Source organism: Salinispora goodfellowii, from assembly GCF_059570675.1.
Genome location: NZ_JCANTD010000002.1, coordinates 49,341 through 65,864 on the forward strand (window position 1 = coordinate 49,341; position 16,524 = coordinate 65,864).

Here is a 16,524-nt window from a genome sequence, read left to right on the forward strand (position 1 = left end):
TGGGAGGTGACGCGGCGGCTCGAGGCGGGCGCCGGCCCGGTGCCGGACCGGCTCGTGGTCTCCGGTCGGCCGGGTCCGGCCCGCACACCGACGGTTTGGCCGGCGGTCCGGACCGACACGGAGATCCGCGCCGCGGTCCGCCGGCACGGCGGTACGGCCGAGGCGGTGCTGGACGACCCCGACCTGTGGGACATGATGCTGGGGATACTTCGCGAGGACTACCGCCTCGTGGACACGTACGTGCCGGATCGGGCGGCGCGGGTCGGCGTACCCGTCTCGGCGATCGGCGGGGACCGCGACCTCGAGGTCGGCGCTGCCGATCTGCGGGCCTGGGGGGCCGCGACCACCGGGCCGTTCGACTGGCGGATGTATCCCGGTGGGCACTTCTACCTGCTCGCGGCCCGCCGAGCCGTGGTCGACCTTCTCGTGGAGAAGATGTCGGGCGTTCGGGAGAGCGCATGAGCGAGACAGCCTCCACCGACCGCCCCGCCCAACTCCCGGACGCGGAGGTGATCGCACGTACGTCGGCCGGGTCGTCACCGCCGGCACCGGATCCGGCTGTCTGTCCTGCCTCGACCTCCCCGACCAGCAGCAAATCCGTCGAGTCGCCATGACAGACGAGGAACGCGCTGCCGACGCCGCGATCTACGGCGTGCCCGCCGCCGCTCTCGACGACGCCGGTCCCTCCGTCGTCACCATCAACGGCGTCGTCGCCTCGCTCGCCACCACCGAAGCGATGGTCCATCTCACCGGGCTGCGAACGCCCAAGAAACAGCTCACCTACCGAGCCGACCACGGCGGCGTCCGCATCAACCTCGACCCACCGGCCCGGACGACATGCCCGTACTGCCTGCGCACGATGGAGCCTCTCCTGAGCTTGTTCTCGCACGGGCGTACGAGAACAAACTCAGCGCAGGCAAAAGCAAGCCACGCCATAAACGGGGCTTATCGGGAGAATCAAGACCGGATTTGGTAACGCCTCTGTGGTTGGGGGCAGGGCGTGGCCCAGCTATCCCAGGCGGAACACCGCATCAACGCGCCGTCCGGAGCCTGTCAAGTCAAGTGAGACGTTTTCGTGGTCAGGTGTTCTGTAGTTCGGTGGGTTGAGCTGCTGGTTTGTTGATCCACACGGTGGTCGGTAGGGCGGGTGGTCGGGGTCGGCGGGTGAACCGGTCGGGGTGGGCCCGCCAGGCGGCGTCGAGGGTGGCCTGCCGTTGGTCGTGGACGTCGCCTGCCGTGTCGTAGTGCACCGAGGCGGGGGTGTGTAGGCCGATGCCCGAGTGGCGGTGTTCGTGGTTGTAGTAGGTGAAGAACTCGGCGCAGAACTCGCGGGCGTGGTGCAGGGTGTCGAACTGGTTGGGGAACGCGGGGCAGTACTTCAAGGTCTTGAACTGCGCTTCGGAGTACGGGTTGATGCTCCTATAGATGTCAAGCGGCCAGCGCAAGGTCCTTTTCGATGGCATCGTTGCGCGGTGGGGGGCACAGGACCTGGTAGATCTCGCGGGCGATGTAGCGCTTGAGGCAGCGCATGATCTCGGCCTTGCTCTTGCCTTCGGTCAGACGGCGGGCCATGTACTTCTGGGTGGGCTCGTGCCAGCGCAGGCGCACGACGGCGATGCGGTGCAGGGTGGCGTTGGCTTGGCGGTCTCCACTGCGGTTGAGCCGATGACGGTTGGTCTTGCCGGACGAGGCGGGGATCGGGTTCGAGCCGCACAGCGCAGCGAAGGCGGCCTCGGAGCGTAGCCGCTGTGGGTTGTCGCCGGCGGTGACCAGGAACTGCGCGGCGCCGTCGGGTCCGACGCCGAAGACGTCGAGAAGTGCGGGGGCGGCACGCGTGGCCAGGCGTGCGATGTCGGCCTGCAGTGCACTGACCTCGGCCCGCAGGTCGAGGTTGCGTCGGGCCAGCAGCCGCAGCGTGTGCTGGGCGACTGCGGTCGGCGTGGTCAACTCACCCGGCTCGAACGCGGCGCAGCGGTCGAGCAGCTTGCCGACCGCGAGGCCGGCCAGCGACTCGCGTAGCTGCGCTGGTGCGGTCACCAGGATCGCCTTGATCTGGTTGAGGGCCTGCGTGCGGGTCTTGACCGCGGAGTCCTTGGCCATCTTGAGCATGCGGACCATCTCGGCGTCGCCGTCTGCGTGCTTGGGCGTACCCGCGGCGACTCCGGACAGCACCGCCCGAGCGGCCATCTCGGCGTCGATCGGGTCGCTCTTGCCGCGGCGGCGGCGGGTGGCCCGGTCGGGCCGGTTGACCTCGATGACGCGGTGGCCGCGTCGACGCAGCACGCGGGCGAGCTCAGCGCCGTAGGAACCGGTACCTTCCACGCCGAACGCGTCGACCGGGCCGAGTGAGATGGCCCAGCGTTCGAGCTGGTCGTAGCCAGATTGCGTGGTGGGGATGGGTAGCTCGTCGAGGCGAGCCCCGAGCTGGTCCAGGGCGACTGCGACGTGTGCGCTGGCGTGGGTGTCCACGCCGACCGTGATTCGCCGGCAGGTCTCGGGGCGCGGCATGCTGGTGATGGCTGTCTCCTCCGTCGCGATCGGTGGTGGTGGCCACCGTCGGACGGGCGGGTGGACAGGACTGCGACGGTGCCTCTAGGCCAGGCTCCTATCAGGTCACTACCCGCCTGGCCGACGGGCCAGACGCCACCCCGGACACGAGCCGACAGATCAACCCGAAGGCACCAAAGCCGGTCGTTGCGAAGGGTCAGACCCGGCCCGGGGAGGCGTAAGAAATCATCGCAGTCGTTGGATACGCGGGGGCGGGAGTAGGAGCGGGTGACGTCGAGGTCGGCGAGGAGCTCAGCGACGGGTTTGGAGGTCATCGACGAGCCGCGGTCGGCGTGCAGGATCTCGGGCCGGACACGGTTGCGGGTGATGGCGTCGTCGATGAGTTCGCGGGCCAGTAGCGAGTCCTCGCCGGTGGCGACGTGCCAGCCGACGACGTAGCGGGAGTACACGTCGATGATCACGTATAGGTGGTAGAACACGCCGCGCTGCGTGGTCTTGAGGCGGGTGATGTCCCACGACCACACCTGCGACGGCCCGGTCGCCACCAGTTGGGGGATGGTGCGGGCGGGGTGGGTGGCCTGCCGGCGACGTTCGGTGCTTTCACCGGCTTCTCGCAGGATCCGGTACATGGTGGACTGTGAGCACCAGTAGCGGCCCTGGTCGAGTTCGCGGGCCCAGACCTGCGCCACGGACATCTCCGCGTACTCGTCGCGGTGCAACAGGTCCAGCACCGCGCGGCGTTCACCGGTGGACAGGGTCGACGGTGGGGGTGTCTTCGGCCGCAGCGGATGCGACACCATGGGCGGCTGCCGCAGCCGGTAATGCGTGGCGCGGGACCGACCGGTCAACCGGCATGCCCCGGCGACCCCGACCAGCGGCACGAGGTTGTCGAACGCCGTGTTCAGCGCCTCCTGGCCGGCCGTGGCGTGTCGTGCGCGCTCTCGGACAGCGTTTCCAAGAGCGCGTGCGCTTTTCCCATAATCTCCAACGCGGTCTTCGTCCGCGCCAGGTCCGCTTCCAGACGCTCGTTGCGCCGCCGCAGCCGCTCGATCTCTGCCGCCTCGCCGCTGCGGCGCCGACTCTCGGACACCGAGCTCTTGCGGCTGCCCAGGGCGGTCAACGCCCCGGCGTCACGGGCGGCCCGCCACTCCAGGATGTGCGAGTGATACAGGCCCTCCCGACGCAGAATTGCCCCACCCTCACCAGCGGCCTTCGCCGCCTCGTACTCCGCCACGATGCGTAGTTTGTACTCCGCCGTGAACGTTCGCCGTGTCGGCCGTCCGCCCTGCTCACTAGGCGTGCTCGGTAGCGTCACGATGATCCTCTCCTATCTCCCGGCAAGCCTAACGCTTCCGGAACAGCTGCCTCATCTCAGCCTGACAGACAGGGGTCGCCGACCATCACGCTGCGATTTGCAGATCAACAGTGCGCCCCGGCAAGGCGCCAACCTACGATAGCCACCGCCGCCGGACGGCCCCGGGCACCGGCATGCCCCCCCGTTTACCCCCCCGAAAACCCCTGCAAAGCGGTGAATGTTGGTGACAGGCGTTGACAAGTGGTGGGCCAGGTTTGAGCAGCTCAGTGACCATTTTTGCTGATCAACGACAGGGTCAGTAATGTGACTTTCGGTAAGAGGGGGTCAGGGGTTCAAATCCCCTCAGCTCCACCACAAAAACGGCCCTGACCAGCAAGAACGCCGGTCGGGGCCTTAGTGTTTGTCTATGCGATTTTGAATCACCCCCCGGAACCCCCCCCACAAACGGCTGGGCGCGACCACGTTCGTCGGCGGGGTGGCTTCGCGACGGGCTACGGGTATGACCAGCCCCGTGGCGAAGCCAACTCGCAGCAGCCGTCACTGCCCTGTGGCTCCTCGACAAACTCAACATTCTCATCGACGACACCGAGTAGTCGCAACGGCGGTGCCGCGCGCCGGGGTGGGGTCGCGCGGCCGGGGTCCGGCTCCCGGGGCTGGCGCCCGGGAGCCACGGCGCGGTGTAGACGCTGTCGTCTGGCTCGCTCAGGTCGGTCCGCAGACGATCCACGCGGCCTTACTCCGATGTTGGTCCAACGTGGCGCTGCCCAGCACCTTCGAGCTCGATCTCGAGAAACGGCTCGATAACGACCGCATGGCTGTCGGGCGTGCTCACGCCTGAGGAGGCCGCAGCCGCAGGGTTCAGCGCTGACCCGGCGGTACGGACGGCGGCGATCGTCCGGCTCTTCACCGACCGCGACGCACGCACACACCAGGCCGTCCGGGTCGCCATCACCAGCCAGAGCACGCGCAAGAACACCAGTCCGAAGCTCCTGTTCGAGCTGGCGACATCGCTGGTGCTGCGGTCGGTGCCCGAGGAGGACTCCCGTCGGAGGGAACGAATCCGTAAGTACCTGGCGGAGGCGCTTAGCAACGAGCTGGCGCCCACTGCTGCCGCCCTCGGTCGCGTTCGACATCGTCCACTATCCCGGGCGGGAGACCCGGCTCGGCGAAGCGATGCCCGCCGACGTGGCGGAGATGAGCGCGACGATAGCTGCCGCGCTGATCGCGACCACGGACCCCCGGGGTGCCGCTCGTGTTGTTCGGGCACAGCATGGGCGCGTTCCTGGCCTGGGAGGTGACGCGGCGGCTCGAGGCGGGCGCCGGCCCGGTGCCGGACCGGCTCGTGGTCTCCGGTCGGCCGGGTCCGGCCCGCACACCGACGGTCCGGCCGGCGGTCCGTAATGCCAACCCGCGAATCGGCTACAGACCATCGATCAATCGGATCTCGAAATTTGTATCGACGGACGGATCCGCCGATTCGTTGAGGTGCGGCATAACTCTCTCCGATGTCGTCAAGCCGGCACGCGGGCCAGCAGGGATACGGTGCGGTCAGGCACCGTCCGGCGAGGTATTCCGGAACGTCGTGGGCGGTCCGCCGAGTGAACGGGGGTCGACGTAGTCCGGCGAGGTGAGACCGAGCCGGCGCATAGCCGTCCCGGTCAGCGCCTCCAGGACGCAGCGGCGGGCGAGCTGTGCGGTGATGCCCGGGCCCACGTCGTACGGAGGGCTTAACTCGACGACGTCCATGCCCACCATGCCCACCTCGGCCGCCATGCGGCGCACGGCCCACATCACCTCGGCACTGGTCAGGCCGCCGGGCTCGGGGGTGCCAGTGCCCGGAGCGTACGCCGGATCAGCGACGTCGATGTCGACGGAGATGTAGAGGTGATCCGCCTGGTCGAGTGCCTCGTCGATGGCGCGTTCAAGCACCGTGCCGAAGCCTTCCCGGCGGATCTCGGCCATGTAGTGACTGCGCATCTGCTGCTCACGCATCCAGGCGAGCACCGGCGCCTGCGGGAGGTAGCCGCGCAGGCCGACCTGAACGAAGTTGCGGCCGGGAACCGCGCCGCTCTCGATCAGCCGGCGCATCGGGGTGCCGTGGCCGTGCAGGGCGCCCCGCATGTCGGGAGCAGTATCGGCGTGCGCATCGAAGTGCACGATGCCGACCTTGCCGTACCCGTACGCGTCGGCGACCGCGGTGGCCGAGGGCCAGGTGATGCCGTGGTCCCCGCCGATGATGATCGGGATCGCACCGCCGGCGAGGATGTCCGAGACGAAGGCCCGGATGTTGTCGTAGGTGCCCTCTGGATGGCCGATCAGCACGTCCGCGTCCCCGTAGTCGCATACAGTGAGGATCTCCAGGGGGTCGACCCGGACGTCGAGATGGCTGAGCCTCGGTGAATCGGTGATGTAGTCGCCCTGGCGGAATGCCGTCGGGCCCAGGTGAGTGCCGGTGCGGCCGGTCGCCGTCCCGTCCCAGGGCGCGCCACCGATGGCGACGTCCACGTTGCCCGCCCGCAGGTCCTGCGGGGTTAGCGCGACCGGGAGTTTGAGAAACGTCTGAATACCACTCCAAGGCATTTCACGATCGGCGCGGTTGACGCTGATGAGACCCGGTTCCCGATTAGTGCCTGGCATTAAGCGTAATCCGCCCCGTCATCGGTAAATCACGAACTCGAATGATCAGTATCAATAAAACGAACCAAGGGGGTTGCACGTCCCGCTTTGACCAAAGGCTAAATTTGACGCAGGCGGTTGTCAACCAGTCCTTGTCGGTGATGGGCTGCCCGTTCAGCTCAAGGTTCCGCTTTGGTGGTCACGGTCGGTGATTAACAGCTGTTCGAGGGCGTCGAGGAAGTCGGCAAGCACTGCGAGGATAGGCGACAGTGGAGCTTTGCTGGTCGAAGATCGCGCTCTGCCTGGTTGTTCGTGCGCAGTGCGGCCAGACTGGCTGTGAACCGGAGGGCCTTTTCGCAATGGGCGGCGGGCTGTTCGACCGGCGTGCACGGCCTGTGACGGTTTCCGTGATGACTGGGCGGTTCTGCTCGCGGCCGTAGACGTGCGCCGGCGCAACAGTCCCAAATGTGAAGAACATCACTGTTTGGCCGCACTTCGGCCTACGGCATCGGCCCGCTCTACCACCGTCTTAGTCGCTGCATTGTGCCGGCCCACTGCTGGCCGGCCGGATAGCTGTCATGCAACCCACGAGGTCTCGGATCAAGTGTGCCCACACCGGGCGTGCCTGGCCTCGGTAGGGTGCACGTAGGCGCACTGAAGGCGCTACCCGTCTGGATCACCACCGACCCCGTCCCTGGGGACGGCCGCAAGCTCGCAGTGACGCTCCTGGGCGGACCGATCTGATCGGCGGCGAACCGCTCGATCGCCTTCGACCACTACGACCATGCCCGGCGCAAGCGCGTCCAGCCCGCGTAAGCTAATTAAGGGCAGCGGCCGGTTCACCAGACCGTCTTGTGCACCACACTGGCCTGTCCGGAGTCCAACGTCGACCACGACGGTCAGCGCCAACGACCGGGTCGGACGCTGCGATCGATTCGATCCGCTTGGTGCCGCTGGGATAGAGGCCACCTCGATCTCCCGCGCCGCCGAAACGGCGAATGACAGGTCAGTCTGCCTGCGGACTGCACTAACCTGCGCCAGCATCCCGCTCCCGTACGACGTAGGAGCCCCGGGTTATGCCCCCGTTTACCCCCCGAAAACCCCTCCCAGATGGTGACCATCAGTGACAAGCAACGATTGCCATCTGGCGATGTTCATGCAGCTCAGCGCCGGGAATCGACGACCAATGACAAACTCCAGACGATGACTATCGGTAGGAGGGGGTCAGGGGTTCAAATCCCCTCAGCTCCACCACAAAAGCGGCCCTGACCAGCAAGAACGCCGGTCAGAGCCTTAAGTTTGTCTATGCGATTATGAATCGCCCCCCGTTACCTTTTTGATCGTCCCCAGCCGGGGACCCTCGGTCGCTCGGCCCGGTATGACTGCCTGCCCCTGTCGTTTGGATGATCCGGGGGTGTTGTCGCCGGGTCGGGTGGCGTCGGTGGACCGCTGATAGGGACACGGCCACCCGTGTTGGGGTAGGTCTCTTCGTAACGTGGCTGCCGGCAGTCCGACGTCCTGACTACGGCCGAGGCCATGATCCGATACGTGGAGGCGGGTGCGGTGAACGACGGATACGGCGTCTACCTGGGCTTGGACGTCGGTAAGGGTGATCATCACGCGGTCGGGTTGAGCCCGGACGGCAGACGGCTGCACGACGCGGCGTTGCCGAATACCGAGGCCCGGCTGCGGCAGCTGTTCGACAAGCTGGCCCGCCACGGTCGGGTGCTAGTCTACGCCGGCCTCGCCCCCGTCACCCGACGCTCCGGCAGCAGCATCCGCGGCGAACACCCACCCCGAGGCGGCAACAAGAACCTCAAACGAGCGTTCTTCCTCGCCGCGTTCGCAGCCCTGGCCGACCCCGTCAGCCGCGCCTACTACGACCGTAAACGCGCCGAAGGCAAACGCCACAACGCCGCCCTCATCTGCCTCGCCCGACGCCGCTGCGACGTCCTATTCGCCATGCTCCGCGACAAGATCCCCTACCAACCACGGCCAACAAGCCCCATCCCCGCTTGACCAAACCCATAGGGACACCCCCCCACAAACGCCGGGCGCGGCCACGTTCGTCGGCGGGGCGGATCTGCCCGCGATGCGGGGCCGTCAGGCGTTCATTCGTGCTGCCTAGGCTGTCCGGGACTGCCCATGATCGCGGCGCTCGATGCCAGTTGTCGCCGAGCTGTTCGAGAATGTGGGAGCTGTCCGGGGCGAGGGCGGGTTCGACAACGTAGTGCTTCTTGGTGATCTCCTTGCTGCCGTGCCCGAGCTGGGCAGCAGCCTGGTCGGTGTCGGCCTCTTTGTCGATGAGGGTGGCGACCGTCTTGCGGAACGTGTGTGGGGTGACCCATTCGAGGCCGCTGTCGGCTCGCGCTTGCCGCCACTGCCGGCGCACGTTGTGCGGGGACATCCAGGTGCCGCGCCGGGATGCGAAAATCGCATCGAAGGGGTTGTCGGCGGCGTTGAGTTTGCGGGCCAGCAGCATCCCAACCGCGAATCGGGGCAGGATGACGGTCCGGAAGCCAGCGTCGCTCTTGGTCCACTCCTGTCGGAAGAAGCCCTTGCCCTTGAGGAAGACGATGGTGCCGCAGATCGTCACCGTCGGGTGTTCGGCGGCGAGGTCCACGTATTCCCACCGCACGGCCAGGATCTCACCGATGCGGGCACCGGTGGCGAGCATGAGGTCAACGATGTCGGCCAAGTCGCCGGTGTGCCGAGGCCCCGGCTTGCCAGGCGTGGGCTGTTGCCATTGACGGATCGCCGAGCGGACGCTTGACGCGGCAGCTCGGCCTCGGCGACGTGACCCTCGTAGGAGCGATCACGGTGAGCCTCGCGTGGCTAAGCTGGTACGCCGCGGCCCACGGCCTCATCATCGGACTCACTCTGCAAGGCGTCCTGGGCTTCTTGGCGAGGGCGCGTTCCCGGAGTCGGACTGCACTACCGATGGGACCTGCGCTCCTCGCTGGTTGGTTTGCCGCGATATTGGCCTCGTGATGGCTGCACCCCGGCTGTTACAGCGTTGGCTGGGCGGGCAGTCGGCCGAGGACCGGTACCGGGGCGAATGCCTCGGCGTAGGTGGTGCCGATGCGACTGCCGTGCAGCCGGCCGAGGGTGTGCGCCATCGGCCCGAAGTGGTCCATGATGGGTTGGGAGGCGTGGGCAGCGAGGGCCTGCATCTTGGTGTCCCACATCTCGGTGGCGTCAATGATGACGGGTAGGTGCAGGGGGTGGCCGTCGCGGGCGAGGTTGTTGTAGCTGTCGCAGCTGTATATGCGGCGCGGGTGTCCGGTGGCGATCACCGCCTCGGGAAGGGCGGCGTTGACGGTGCGGGCGATAGCTCGGTGGTCGGGGTGCATGTCGGTGCTCGGGTGGGTGATCAGCACTTCGGGGCGTAGTTCGAGCAGGAACGAGCTGAGGACGGATACGGTCAGGTCATCCACGAGGGTCAGCGTCGCGCCCAGGGTGGCTGCGCTGGTGGCGGCCTCGGTGTCTCGCGGGTCGCCGTGGCGTGGCAGGACGATGGTAAGGGTGGAACCGGCGGCGGCTGCGGCGGCAAGGGTGGCACCAGCCCAGAGTTCGGGGTCGTCGGGGTGGGCCATGACGGCGAGCATGGAGGTTGGTGCGGTCACCACAGCTGGAGGGTTTCGACGATGTCGCGCGGTGCGGGGATCGCCGGGCTGATCCGGCCGTTGGGGCGGACGGGCACGTCGAGGTCGGTGATGAGGCGGATCATGCTCCGCCATTTGAGGGCGTGTTCCCACTGTTCGGTGACCGCACGGCCGCGGCCGTGGTCGAGGCGCCCGGAGGAGGGCAGGTCTTCAAGGGTGAGCCCGCCAGCGAGGAGCTTAACGGCGGTGCCGGCGCCGATCCCGCGCACGCCGGGGATGTTGTCGGCAGGGTCGCCGGTGAGGGCGCGGTAGTCCGGCCACTGGTGGGGGTCGACACCGTGGCGGTCTCGTACCCCGGCGGGATCGACGAGTCTGGCGCCGGCCCGGAACCGGGTGTTGAGGATCCGCACCTGGGAGCTGACGAGTTGGTAGAAGTCCCGGTCCCGGGACATGACAATCACCTCGCGTCCCGCTGGGGTGGTGGTGGTCAGGGCGGCGATCACGTCGTCGGCCTCGGCGTGCGGCAGCTCGACCCACGTGATGCCGACAGCATCAAGGCCGCGCTTGACATGGGGCAGAAACAGCAGCGGAGCGAGCGCGGCGGGGTCGGTGGGCCGCTGGGCTTTGTAGCTGTCGTCGGTGGCGCGGCGGCCGGCGGAGCCGTGCTCGCCGTCGAACACCACGATGATCTCCGACGGTGCGGGGAGTTCGTCGCGGACGGCGACGCGGAGCAGGGCGAAGAACGCGAACAGGCCGGTGAGGTTGCGGGTTTTGTCGCGGGAGCGGACTTCGGCGGGGAAGCCGAACGTGGCGCCCCAGAGCAGGTTGTGGCCGTCGACGAGTAGGAGCGGGGCATTGCCGGGCTGGGACGGGGGGCCGCCCATCAGCTCACCACCTTCAGGAGTTGGTCAGCGACAAGGGCGGGCCGATAGTCCCGTGATCGGTAGTACGCGGCCCGTGAGGTCGCCTCGTACCGTACCGGGTCGTCGAGCAGGGCTCGCGCGGCACGCCACAGGCATGCGGGGCCATCGGCGATGGGAACGAGGTGTCCGCCGTCACCGATGAGGTGGGGCAGGTTGTCCACGGCGTGGGCGATGACGGGGGTGCCGACCGACATGGCTTCTAGTGCTACCAGGCCGAAGCTTTCGCGTCGGGACGGGACGATCACCAGGGAGGCGTCGGCGAGCCAGGCAGGCACCGCCCACCAAGGCAGGCCGCTGCGCAGGGTCAGGTTCGGGATGCGGTCGACGGTAGCGCGGCACTGCTGCCAGAGCTGGTGCTGTTCGCCGGTGGTGTCCTCGAACCCGGCCTCGCCTAGAGCGACTTCGATCGGCCGAGTCCAGGTGGTTGGGACATCGGCGAGCAGGCCGGTGATGCCCTTGACCGGGGACAGACGGGCCAGCACTCGGATCGGGCCGCTGCGGCGCAGTTCCGTCCGTCGCTGAGCTGGGGGTGGTGGGTGGTCGATGAGCAGGGTGTTTGGCACGACCTGCCACCGTCCGGTGGAGTACCCACGGGTGGTGGCCTCGTCGCAGACGGCGGCGGACGGGGTGATGACGGCGTGTGGCGCGCGGTCTAGGGCGGCGTGCAGGTCGGTGTCGTGGCCGACGACGTGGGCGGCCAGGATCCGACGTGCCGGGGCGCCGGTGGGGGCCAGGCGGCCGAGCCCCCACAGCGCGTCCACGTAGACGGCGATGTCGACGCGGTGGCGGTGGTAGTGGCGGCGGAGTTCGGCGCCCACGTGGGTGGCGTGCTCGTCGATGAGGCCGCGCAGGGTGGCGTCGTCGCAGGGGAAGGTGACGGGCAGGGTGGTCAGCGGTTCGACGTGCGCGCCGCCGTAGGCGGTTGCTTCGGCGACAGCCGCGGTGATGATGACGGCGCGGTGGCCGGCGTTGGTGAGGGCGGTGGCGGTCGCGGCGGTCGCGCGCTCCATGCCGGCGGCGGCGTCCGGGGTCCAGGAGACGAGGACGAACGCGACGCTTGTCATGGGGTACGGATCCCGGTCGGAGCGGGCAGGGCAACGGTGGGCCTGGGGGGTAGATCCTCCCAAGGGAAGATCACCCAATCGGAAACGTCCCACACCCATAGGTCAGGGTCGGCGGCGGCTCCGGTGTTGCGGCAGAGCACGGCGGTGACGATGCGGTGCGGCGGGGCGAGGAACGGGCGCAACGTGGGCGCTGCGGCGGCGAGGGTGGCTGCGCTGCCACAGATGTCGTCGACGAGCAGGACCGTGCCGGGCAGCCGTGTTCCGTTAAGAGTTTCGGTGAGGGCGGCGGTGTCGACCTGAACGTGGCCGGTGGCCTGTTCGTAGGGTTCGGAGGTGGGGTTGTGTCGGGCGGCGATCGCGTATTGCGGCAGGCGCAGGATGCCGGCGGTGAGGGTCGCCAGCGGCACGCCGCCGTGGGCGACGCCGACAACCGCGCCGAGGGGCCCGAAGCGGTGCTCGGCGGCAAGGGCAATCATTCGCGCGGCGCGGTGGAACGTCTGGTCGGTGAGCTGCCAGATGAGCTGGTGGTGGAAGATCCGCTGTATGGGGGGAGCGGTCATCGGGCACCGTCGCAGGTGAGTTCGGCGGCGGTGGTCAATGGTCCCAGCCTGGTGATGCCCTGGCCGTGGGGGTCGTTGCGCCAGACCCGCCCGTCAGCGCGGATGACCGTGAAGCCGCCGGCGTCAGCGGCGCGGCGGCGTAGCCGCAGCCGGAACCCGGGCGGGGTGGTAAGCGCGTCAACGCGCTGTTGCGCGGTGTCGTCGGTGAGCATCTGTGTGTCGGCTAGGACGGCGCCAGTGCCTATGGGCAGCATTTGCAGCACGGTGAGGCCGCCGGCTTCCAGCCCGGCGGCGAGGTCGATCATCGCGGGCAGGTGATGCTGGTTGGCGGACATCAACACGAACTGGAGTTGCACCGGCAGGCCGGCGGCGACGGCGGCGCGGATGCCGTAGCAGGCACGGCGGAAGCTGTCGGGGCCGCGGTGGGCATCGTGGGCGGTGGCGGTGGGGCCGTCCATGCTGACGCGGACCGCGTCGATGGCGCCCGTGAGCCGGTCGACCTGCCGGGCCAGGTGCCAGCCGTTGGTGGTGACGCTGACCGCCGTGGTGCCGCCAGCGGTGATGCGGCGGGCTAGGTCGGGCAGGTCACGTAGTAGAAGCGGCTCCCCGCCCGAGATGTCGACACCGAGGACGCCGGAGGCGGCGAGGGTGGCGGCGATCGTAGCCCGGTCGGCTGCGCCGCGTTCGGTGACGGTGGTGTCGTCGAGGCAGTGTGGGCAGGACAGGTTGCAGCGCACCAGCGGCGACCAGCACAGCGACACCGGTGTCGAGCGAGAGATGTCGGCGGAGCCGACGGTGGGCCACTGGTGCAGGTTGGTGTCGTCGAGGACCTGGCGGCCCGCCCCGGGTCGCCAGGGTGGACGGTGGTGGAAGCCGGTGGCGGGGTCATGAATGATGCCGGCGGCATCATCGGCGGCGAAGGTGCGGATCACTTGAGGCGTTTCCCTTCAGCGAGCAGTCGGCCGGTAGCGGGGTCGTTGCGCAGGGACCGCGCGGGTAGGGGCTGGTCGAGCAGGGTCCAGTAGCGGGTGACATTGGCGGCGGCGGTGGCGAACTTCGCCCGCCACATGGCGGCGGCGTTGGGCGGGTCGATGTGCCAGCCGGTTGCCGGGCGGACCGGGGCGACTTTGTAGCCGGCGGCGATGAGCCGTGCCCCGAGATAGGTGTCATCGCATCCCCACCCGGCGGCGAACGACGGCTCGAACCCGCCGACCTGCATGACAGCCTCGTACGGGACGGCGACCAGCGCGGTAACGACCATGCGGGGGAGGTCCCAGTCGTGGTAGCGGTGGCCGTAGCCCAACGTGCGGAACTCGTTGGTGTCGTCGAGCGGGCGCCCGATCAACGGGTCGTTGAGAACTAGGCCGGTGTAGAACAGTCGTTTGCCGGCCGGTGGTCGCCAGAGCACCCGATGGTCCTCGGTCAGGCTCGGTTCTGCGCCGGGCAGCACCGGCCGCCCGTCCGGGTCCGGCTGGTAGGGCACACCGTGGCGAAACCCGACGAGTACGAGCCGCGGGTGGTAGCGGGCGGCAAGGTCGGCCAGGACGTGCGGGGGCAGCACCATGTCGGCGTCGAGGTAGACGATCTGGTTGACGTGGGGTCTGGCGAGCAGGGTGCCGACGTTGCGGGCCGCCCCGGATCCTGCTTTTTCGGGGAGGCGTAGCACGATGTCGGTGGCGGGGTGGTCTGCAGCGATGGCGGCGCTGTTGTCGGTGGAGGCATCATCGATCACAGTGATCTGAACGTCGGCGGCGGTGCGTTGCGCGTCGAGCGCGTCGAGCACGCTTGGCAGGCTGTAGGCGGCGTTGCGGACGGGTACGACGACTGCGACGCGCCGGCCGGCGCCGACATCGGCGGGGGTGGGGTCGTGCCAGCCGATACCGCGCTCGTCGAGGCCGCTGTCGGTGAGGGCCTGGTGGATGAACGGGTCGTAGAGGTTGTCGCGGCGGGTGAGGAGTTGGCGCAGCGTCAGGGCGTCGGGGCTCACGGCCATCCCCATTCGTCGAGCGTGGCTTCGGCTTCCGGCCAGCGGTGGTGGGTCGGGATCCAGGTCAGCCCTGGGCGTAGCGAGATGTTGTCGAGCAGGTCGCCGAGCAGGTGTAGGTACAGCGGCTCGGCTACGACAAGCAGCCGGCGCGGCATTCCGGCCGTGGCGGCCTCGGCGAGCAGGGTGGCACCGACTACGGGGCGCAGGTCAACCGCCCGCGCGTGGTCGAGCGGGCGGTTGTAGGGCCGCAGTGCGGTGTCGGCGGTGAGTACGCCGTGCTCGGCTGACAGGATGCGGACCTGGGCGCGGTGCGCCGGGTGAGAGCCGAGGCGGGCGCGTAGCTGGGGCACGCAGCCGCCGAGGTAGAGATCGAGGGCCGGCGCAGGCTGGGCACGCTTACGGCGGGAGCAGCCCACGATGACGAGCCGGTCGGAGACCGGATCCGGGGTAGCCCACCGCAGGGGCGGCGTGGTGGTCATGCCGGTCTCACCACCCGCAGCCCGATCCCCGGCGACCGCAACACCTCCGGCGCGATGTTGAGGAACGTGCATCGAGCGTAGAGCGGTGCGGAGGCGTAGGAGCCGCCTCGGATGATCCGCCCGTGGCCCATCGTTGGTGTGGAGGTCCATTCCCAGACGCAGCCGGCCACATCGTTCACACCGTCTGGGGTGGCACCCGCCGGGTGTGTCCCGACTGGTCCGGGCCGGTGGTGACCGGCGGGTCCGAGTCGGGCGAGCGGCGGCTGCCAGTCGTCGTCACCCCACGGGTACCGACGCCGCTCGGGCCCAGCGGCCATCCACTCCCACTCGACGGAGGTGGGCAGTCGGCCGTCGAGGTCGGCGGCGATGCCGGCGGCATCATCCTGGTTGATGCCGGTGACCGGTAGGTCCGGGTTGATAGTGGGCTCGTCAAGCTGGCCGTAGGTGATCGGGGTGACCGTCCAGTGCAGTGTGCTCACCTCGCGCGGGGTTTCTCGGTCGCCGTAGCGGCACACCCCACCGAGTACGGTCGTCCAGGTCAGCGGCAGCATCGTCAACCTCCGATCAGGAACAGGTCTTCGGGGTTGGTGCTGCCCGGTTGCCGGATGCGGCTCTTGGTCGGGTTTGCGGTCAGGCCGACGGTGGCCAGCGCGCTGCGGATTCGCGCGAGCACGGCCGTAGCGCGGGTCTCGTCACGGGCGAAGGCAACGTAGTTGTCCGCGAAGCGAACCACAGGCAGGTCGGTGAGCTGCCGGTCCACTTGCGTCAGGCGGAGGTTGAACAGCATCGGCCACAGCCCGGTGCCGGGAATCAACGGCGTGGGGAAGCCGTCGATTGCGGTGCGAACGCGGGCGAGAAACGTGCCGTCGTGGACGTAGGTGGCCAGCCAGTTGACGACCTGTGTGGTGGTGCCACCGGCGGAAGCCGACCGCACGTCCACGTCGATGATCCAGTGGTGAGAGGTGAGGTAGGCGGCGGCGTGCCGTACGGCGGTGAGCCGGTTGCGGCTGGGGCGATATCCGGAGACCCACGGCTCGTACGCCATGTGTTCGAGAATTGGGTCGGCAGCGGCGCGGATGGCGCGGTGCACGATGCGGTCCTCAGCGGTTGGCACTCCAGCGACGAACTGCCGCCCAGTGAACGCGTCAATGGTCACCTCACGTAGCGGAGTGGGGCGCCAGGTGCCGTCACGCAGCTGGGCAGCGAGTTCGGCCAGCCGATCACGCAGCCCACGCCGGTACTGCGCCCAGGTCACGCCGTCGATGCCGGGAGCGGAGCAACGGCGCATACACGCGCGGGCAGCTCGGTGCAGGTGGGCCGGTTCGATGAGGTACGGCATGAGGGTGTGCGCGGCCCGCGCCGGTAGGGGTACAGTGGGCAGCACCTGGACGGCAGGAACGATCCCATCGACTGCAGTCATGTTGCCGCTACCCTGCACGCGCGGCTCGGGTTGGTCGGAACGACGGC

General features: G+C 68.6%; 16 protein-coding genes and 4 pseudogenes. 5 read left to right on the forward strand and 15 right to left on the reverse strand.

Annotated features, from left to right (window positions below; translation table 11 throughout):
• Together T398_RS02705 and T398_RS02710 are read left to right on the forward strand one after the other, a co-directional pair.
• Window positions 1-462, forward strand: a 462-nt coding sequence (locus tag T398_RS02705) for a thioesterase II family protein (protein ID WP_496444190.1), incomplete at its 5' end; no start/stop codon positions are given.
• Between the two features lie 148 nt (window positions 463-610).
• Window positions 611-976, forward strand: a complete 366-nt coding sequence (locus tag T398_RS02710) for a hypothetical protein (RefSeq protein ID WP_496444192.1) — start codon at window positions 611-613, stop codon at window positions 974-976.
• Between the two features lie 103 nt (window positions 977-1,079).
• Here the strand turns inward: T398_RS02710 and T398_RS02715 are convergent, their stop codons facing one another.
• From T398_RS02715 to T398_RS02730, 4 genes and pseudogenes are all read right to left on the reverse strand, one after another.
• Entirely contained in the window at window positions 1,080-1,445 is a 366-nt protein-coding gene (locus T398_RS02715; RefSeq protein WP_496444194.1) for an integrase core domain-containing protein, read from the reverse strand.
• Window positions 1,429-2,508 carry an IS110 family RNA-guided transposase gene (locus T398_RS02720; protein WP_496444196.1) on the reverse strand — a complete coding sequence of 360 codons (1,080 nt, stop codon included), beginning with the start codon at window positions 2,506-2,508 and terminating at the stop codon, window positions 1,429-1,431. Before T398_RS02720 ends, T398_RS02715 begins: the two co-directional genes overlap by 17 nt.
• A 257-nt stretch (window positions 2,509-2,765) precedes the next feature.
• Window positions 2,766-3,308: pseudogene (locus T398_RS02725) on the reverse strand (transposase); the annotation flags it as partial.
• A gap of 101 nt (window positions 3,309-3,409) precedes the next feature.
• Entirely contained in the window at window positions 3,410-3,742 is a 333-nt protein-coding gene (locus T398_RS02730; RefSeq protein ID WP_496444198.1) for a hypothetical protein, read from the reverse strand.
• A 1,333-nt stretch (window positions 3,743-5,075) separates the two neighbouring features.
• Between T398_RS02730 and T398_RS02735 the strand changes: the two genes are divergently transcribed.
• On the forward strand, window positions 5,076-5,441 hold the full coding sequence (locus T398_RS02735; RefSeq protein ID WP_496444912.1) for a thioesterase domain-containing protein: 366 nt from the start codon (window positions 5,076-5,078) through the stop codon (window positions 5,439-5,441).
• Here the strand turns inward: T398_RS02735 and T398_RS02740 are convergent.
• Entirely contained in the window at window positions 5,372-6,403 is a 1,032-nt protein-coding gene (locus T398_RS02740) for an agmatinase family protein (protein WP_496444201.1), read from the reverse strand. The genes T398_RS02735 and T398_RS02740 overlap by 70 nt on opposite strands.
• A 1,572-nt stretch (window positions 6,404-7,975) precedes the next feature.
• Here T398_RS02740 and T398_RS02745 point away from each other — a divergent pair.
• A pseudogene (locus T398_RS02745) lies at window positions 7,976-8,116 on the forward strand (IS110 family transposase); the annotation flags it as partial.
• Between the two features lie 42 nt (window positions 8,117-8,158).
• Window positions 8,159-8,458, forward strand: a pseudogene (locus T398_RS02750) (transposase); the annotation flags it as partial.
• Window positions 8,459-8,563: 105 nt separating this feature from the next.
• Here the strand turns inward: T398_RS02750 and T398_RS02755 are convergent.
• From T398_RS02755 to T398_RS02800, 10 genes and pseudogenes are all read right to left on the reverse strand, one after another.
• Window positions 8,564-9,248: pseudogene (locus tag T398_RS02755) on the reverse strand (tyrosine-type recombinase/integrase); the annotation flags it as partial.
• Window positions 9,249-9,447: 199 nt separating this feature from the next.
• On the reverse strand, window positions 9,448-10,065 hold the full coding sequence (locus tag T398_RS02760; protein WP_496444203.1) for a PIG-L deacetylase family protein: 618 nt from the start codon (window positions 10,063-10,065) through the stop codon (window positions 9,448-9,450).
• Complete coding sequence (locus T398_RS02765) at window positions 10,062-10,928, reverse strand: 5'-3' exonuclease (RefSeq protein WP_496444205.1); 867 nt, start codon at window positions 10,926-10,928, stop codon at window positions 10,062-10,064. Before T398_RS02765 ends, T398_RS02760 begins: the two co-directional genes overlap by 4 nt.
• A complete protein-coding gene (locus T398_RS02770) occupies window positions 10,928-12,031 on the reverse strand; it encodes a glycosyltransferase family 4 protein (RefSeq protein ID WP_496444207.1) in 1,104 nt (367 codons plus the stop codon). Before T398_RS02770 ends, T398_RS02765 begins: the two co-directional genes overlap by 1 nt.
• Entirely contained in the window at window positions 12,028-12,591 is a 564-nt protein-coding gene (locus T398_RS02775; protein ID WP_496444209.1) for a phosphoribosyltransferase, read from the reverse strand. The genes T398_RS02770 and T398_RS02775 overlap by 4 nt, the downstream gene beginning before the upstream one ends.
• Complete coding sequence (locus T398_RS02780; protein ID WP_496444211.1) at window positions 12,588-13,523, reverse strand: radical SAM protein; 936 nt, start codon at window positions 13,521-13,523, stop codon at window positions 12,588-12,590. The genes T398_RS02775 and T398_RS02780 overlap by 4 nt, the downstream gene beginning before the upstream one ends.
• Complete coding sequence (locus T398_RS02785) at window positions 13,520-14,590, reverse strand: glycosyltransferase (RefSeq protein ID WP_496444213.1); 1,071 nt, start codon at window positions 14,588-14,590, stop codon at window positions 13,520-13,522. The genes T398_RS02780 and T398_RS02785 overlap by 4 nt, the downstream gene beginning before the upstream one ends.
• Complete coding sequence (locus T398_RS02790) at window positions 14,575-15,057, reverse strand: DUF6884 domain-containing protein (RefSeq protein ID WP_496444215.1); 483 nt, start codon at window positions 15,055-15,057, stop codon at window positions 14,575-14,577. The genes T398_RS02785 and T398_RS02790 overlap by 16 nt, the downstream gene beginning before the upstream one ends.
• A complete protein-coding gene (locus tag T398_RS02795; protein ID WP_496444217.1) occupies window positions 15,054-15,608 on the reverse strand; it encodes a formylglycine-generating enzyme family protein in 555 nt (184 codons plus the stop codon). The genes T398_RS02790 and T398_RS02795 overlap by 4 nt, the downstream gene beginning before the upstream one ends.
• Before the next feature lie 2 nt (window positions 15,609-15,610).
• Window positions 15,611-16,477, reverse strand: a complete 867-nt coding sequence (locus tag T398_RS02800) for an RNA-directed DNA polymerase (Reverse transcriptase) (protein ID WP_496444219.1) — start codon at window positions 16,475-16,477, stop codon at window positions 15,611-15,613.
• Window positions 16,478-16,524: the final 47 nt, after the last annotated feature.